The organism is Streptomyces sp. AC558_RSS880 (assembly GCF_019049255.1).
Taxonomy (GTDB): Bacteria; Actinomycetota; Actinomycetes; order Streptomycetales; family Streptomycetaceae; genus Streptomyces.
In genome coordinates this window covers 1-5,222 of record NZ_JAGMUJ010000148.1, presented here as the reverse complement: position 1 = coordinate 5,222, position 5,222 = coordinate 1, and the positions used below count along the sequence as shown (strand labels likewise).

At 72.7% G+C, this 5,222-nt stretch carries 2 protein-coding genes and 1 pseudogene; 2 read left to right on the top strand and 1 reads right to left on the bottom strand.

Annotation, left to right across the window (positions count from 1 at the left end; genetic code table 11):
- A partial coding sequence (locus KUM38_RS43835) for a CxxxxCH/CxxCH domain-containing protein (RefSeq protein WP_374227118.1) occupies positions 1 to 102 on the bottom strand: 102 nt, incomplete at its 3' end.
- On the opposite strand from KUM38_RS43835, the pseudogene KUM38_RS43830 reads away from it, so the two are divergent.
- Positions 65 to 1,066, top strand: a pseudogene (locus KUM38_RS43830) (beta-ketoacyl synthase N-terminal-like domain-containing protein); the annotation flags it as partial. The gene KUM38_RS43835 and the pseudogene KUM38_RS43830 sit on opposite strands and share 38 nt — an antisense overlap.
- Positions 1,067 to 1,078: 12 nt before the next feature.
- Positions 1,079 to 5,222: SDR family NAD(P)-dependent oxidoreductase (locus KUM38_RS33130; protein ID WP_374227117.1), on the top strand; the 4,144-nt coding region annotated here is incomplete at its 3' end.

Sequence of the window (5,222 nt, the reverse complement as noted above, 5' to 3'; positions counted from 1 at the left end):
CGACGATCCGATCGTGATCGTCGGCATGGGGTGCCGTTTCCCGGGTGGGGTGGACTCGCCGGAGGCGCTGTGGCAGGTCGTCGCCGAGCAGCGCGACGTGATCTCGGGCTTCCCGGCGGACCGTGGCTGGGACCTCGACGGCCTCTACCACCCCGACCCGGACCACTCCGGAACCTCCTACGTGCGGCACGGCGGGTTCCTCCACGAGGCAGCCGAGTTCGATCCCGAGTTCTTCGGGATCTCGCCGCGCGAGGCGCTGGCGATGGACCCGCAGCAGCGGCTGCTGCTGGAGGTGTCCTGGGAGGCCCTGGAGCGGGCCGGCATCGCGCCCGGATCGCTGCACGGCAGCGACACCGGCGTCTTCGCCGGAGTGATGTACCACGACTACGGCGGTGGCGGGCGACTGCCGGAGGAGGCGGAGGGCCACTTCCTGACCGGCACAGCCGGCAGCGTCGCCACCGGGCGGGTCGCCTACACCCTCGGATTGCAGGGCCCGGCGCTGACCGTGGACACCGCGTGCTCCTCGTCACTGGTCGCACTGCACCTGGCGATACGCGCCCTGCGCTCGGGCGAGTGCTCACTGGCTCTCGCCGGCGGCGTCACGGTGATGGCCACCCCCAACACGTTCATCGAGTTCTCCCGCCAGCGGGGACTCGCGCCCGACGGCCGCTGCAAATCCTTCTCCGCCGACGCCGACGGCACCGCCTGGGCCGAGGGCGCAGGCGTACTCGTCGTCGAACGCCTCTCCGACGCCCAACGCCTGGGACACCGCATACTCGCCGTCCTCGCCGGCTCCGCCGTCAACCAGGACGGCGCCTCCAACGGACTCACCGCACCCAGCGGCCCCGCCCAGGAACGCGTCATCCGCGCCGCCCTCCAAGACGCCAACCTCACCTACTCCGCCGTCGACGCCGTCGAAGCCCACGGCACCGGCACCGTCCTCGGCGACCCCATCGAAGCCCAAGCCCTCCTCGCCACCTACGGCACCCAACGCGACAACCACCCACTCCGACTCGGATCACTCAAATCCAACCTCGGACACACACAAGCAGCCGCAGGCGTCGGCGGCGTCATCAAAATGGTCATGGCCCTCCACCACAACCAACTACCCGCCACCCTCAACGCCGACAAACCCACCCAGCTCATCGACTGGACCACCGGCACCATCGAACTCCTCACCCAGCCACACCCCTGGCCCCCCACCCAAAACCACACCCGACGCGCCGGCATCTCCTCATTCGGCATCAGCGGCACCAACGCCCACATCATCCTCACCGAACCCCCCACCACACCGACCACCGACGACGAGGCACCGCACGACGCGGACCGGCTGGACGGCACAGCCCTGCCATGGATGGTGTCGGCCCGCTCGGCCGACGCACTGGCACACGCCGCGAAACGACTGGCCGAACACGTGCGGGCACGACCCGAACTCAACCCCGCCGACGTGGCGTACTCCCTGGCCACCGGACGCTCCGCCTTCGAGACCAGGGCCGTGATCCCCGGCACCGACGGACGCGACGGACTGCTCGCCGGCCTGGACGCACTGGCCACCCACGAGACCGAGGGCAAGAGCGGTGCAAACCCCTCCCGAGCCGTGTTCGTGTTCCCCGGACAGGGGTCGCAGTGGGTGGGGATGGCGGTGGGGCTGCTGGACTCCTCACCGGAGTTCGCCCGCGTGATCGCCGAGTGCGAGGCGGCCCTGGCGCCGTTCGTCGACTGGTCGCTGACGGCGGTGCTGCGCGGCGAGGAGGGCGCGCCCGGCCTGGACCGCGTCGACGTGGTCCAGCCCGCCTCCTGGGCCATGATGCTCGGCCTCGCCGCACTCTGGCGAGCCGGCGGTGTGAACCCGGCAGCGGTGGTGGGGCACTCGCAGGGCGAGATCGCCGCCGCCGTCGTCGCCGGCGGTCTGTCGCTCGAGGACGGCGCCCGCGTCGTCGCCCTGCGCTCCAAGGCGCTGCGCGTCCTGTCCGGCGGCGGCGGCATGGCCTGGCTCGGTGTCCCGGAAGCGCGGGCGGAGGAACTGCTGGCCGCGTGGCCCGGACGGATCTCCGTCGCGGCGGTCAACGGCCCGTCCTCGACCGTGGTCGCCGGACAGCCCGAAGCACTGGAGGAGCTGCTGACCCAGTGCGAAGCCTCGGACGTGTGGGCGCGCCGCATCCCGGTCGACTACGCCTCCCACTCCGCCCACGTCGACGAGATCCGCGACACCCTCGCGCACGAACTGCAAGGCGTCTCGCCGCGTTCGGGCCGGATCGCGTTCCACTCCACCGTCACCGGCGGCACGCTGGACACAGCGGCACTGGACGGGGCGTACTGGTTCCGCAATCTGCGCAGCCGGGTCCGGCTGGCAGAGGTCGTGGAGCAGCTGGCGGCACCCGACACGGTGTTCCTGGAGATCAGCGCACACCCCGTGCTCGTCTCGGCCATCACGGAGACGCTCGGTGACACCGGCGCGGCCGTCGGAACGCTGCACCGCGACGCAGGCACTCTGGAACGCTTCGTCGAATCCGCCGCCGAAGCATGGTCCCACGGAGTCGCCGTCGACTGGCCCGCCCTCCTGAAGCCCTACCACGCCCGAACCGTCGAACTCCCCACCTACCCCTTCCAGCGCCGTCACTACTGGCTCACACCGGAACCCGCCGGGACCGATGCCCGCGGACTCGGTCTGACCTCGGCCGGGCACCCGCTGCTGGGCGCCGTGGTCGAGCTCGTCGAGGAGGACCGGCTGGTGTACACGGGGCGGCTCGCCCTCGACACGCAGCCGTGGCTCGCCGATCACGCCGTGCACGGCACCGTACTGCTGCCCGGCACCGCGTTCCTCGAACTCGCGATGGCCGTGGGCGCCCGGACGGGCCGGCGACGGCTCGCCGAACTCACCCTCCAGACACCGCTGGTGCTCCCACCCGACGAGGCCGTACAGCTGCGGGTGACCGTCGAAGCGCCGGCCACGAACGGGCAGCGGGAGCTGGCCGTGCACTCCCGGCCGCAGGACGCCGACCCGGGCGCCCCGTGGACGCGGCACGCCGCGGCGCTGCTCGACATCGACGACGACACCGCGGACTTCGACCTCGTGGAGTGGCCACCGCCCGGTGCCCACGAGATCGACGTCGAGACCCGTTATGACACCCTCGCGGAAACGGGCTACGACTACGGTCCCGCCTTCCAGGGCCTGCGCGCCGCCTGGCGCACCGGCCGCGACGTCTACGCCGAGGTGAGCCTGCCCGCCGAGCTGGACGCCACCTCTTTCGGGCTGCACCCGGCAGTGCTGGACGCGGCCTTGCACGCGGCCGGCCTGCTCCGCGGGGACGGAGGCACCCTTCTGCCGTTCTCCTGGTCCGGTGTCACCCGATACGCCGAGGGCGCACAGGCCCTGCGGGTGTGGCTCAGCACGAGGGGCGAGGACGGGGTGGCCCTGCGCGTCACCGACAGCGCGGGCAAGCCCGTGCTGTCCGCGGAGGCCGTCACGATGCGGCCGTTCACCGCCGACCTGACCGCCGGGCGCGGAGCCGACTCGCTGTTCCGGCTGGAGTGGCAACCGGCCCCGGCCGCCGCGGCCGACGTCGACGTGTGCCTGGTCGCGGACCTGGCCGACGTCCCGGACCCCGTACCGCAGGTGGTCGCCGTACGATGTCCGGTCGCACCGCGGGACTCGGACGGCACGGGAGCCGGCCTCGCCGAGAGCGCACACCGGTCGGCGCGTTGGGCGCTCGGGCTGGTCCAGGAGTGGCTGGCCGATGTCCGTTTCACCGGCTCCCGACTGCTGGTGCTGACCGACGGCGCCGTCGGTCCCGAGGTCAGGAACCCGGCCCAGGCCACCGTGTGGGGCCTGATCAGGACCGCGCAGTCCGAACACCCCGACCGGTTCGCGCTGTTGGACTCGGATGAGGCGCACCAGGCCGGCACTGTGCCCGGGGCCGTACTCACCGAGCCCCAGCTCGCCCTGCGGGCAGGGACGCTCCTCGCCCCTCGCCTGGCCCGGCACTCCGCCTTCGCCGATCCGGGCGGTGCCGTCCGGATCGACCCGGAGGGCACCGTACTCATCACCGGCGGAACCGGGGTGATCGGCGGGTCGGTCGCGCGGCACCTGGTCACCGAGCACGGGGCCCGCCGCCTGCTGCTGGTCAGCCGTCGCGGCCCCGACGCGCCCGGAGCCCGGGAACTCGCCGCCGACCTCACCGAACTGGGCGCCGAGGTCGTCCTCGCCGCCTGTGACACCGCCGACCGTGACGCGCTCGCGCAGTTGCTGGCCGGCGTACGGCTCACCGCCGTCTTCCACACCGCGGGCCTGCTGGACGACGGCGTGGTCGGATCGCTGACCGCGGACCGGCTCGCCACCGTACTGCGGCCCAAGGTGGACGCGGCCGTTCACCTCGACGAACTGACCGCGGACCAGGATCTCGCGGTCTTCGTCCTGTTCTCCTCGGTGGCGGGTGTGCTCGGCAACCCGGGTCAGGCCAACTACGCCGCGGGCAATGTCTTCCTCGACGCGCTCGCCGCCCACCGCCGGGCGGCCGGGCGCCCCGCGACCTCACTCGCCTGGGGCCTGTGGGCCGAACGCAGCGGACTCACCGGGCACCTGGACGACGACACTCTCTCGACCCGCGGCATCGCCCCCCTCTCCACCGAACAGGGCCTCGCACTTCTCGACCGGGCGCTCGCCGACGACCACCCGGTGCTCGTACCGGCCCTCCTCGACCCGGCCGCGCTGCGCTCCGACGCGCTCACCGGGACCCTGTCCCCGGTGCTGCGCTCGCTGGTACGAGTCCCGCAGCGGCGCCCCGGCCAGTCCGGCCTGCGCCGCAGGCTCGGCCTGATGTCCGAGGAGCAGGCCCGCCGCCTGCTGCTCGACCTCGTCAGCACCCAGCTCGCCACGGTCATCGGCCGCGACTCGGCGGACGGGATCGATCCGGACCAGCCGTTCAAGAGCTTCGGCATCGACTCGCTGCTCGCGGTGCAGCTGCGCAACCGGCTCAACTCCGCCACCGGCCTGCGTCTTCCGGCCACCCTCGTCTTCGACCATCCCACGCCGGCCGCGGTCGTCGACTTCGCGCTCCCGCTCGCGCGGGAACGCGGCAAGAACGCCACCCCGCAGCCCGTCACCGCCGTCGCACCGCGTACGGACGACGATCCGATCGTGATCGTCGGCATGGGGTGCCGTTTCCCGGGTGGGGTGGACTCGCCGGAGGCGCTGTGGCAGGTCGTCGCCGAGCAGCGCGACG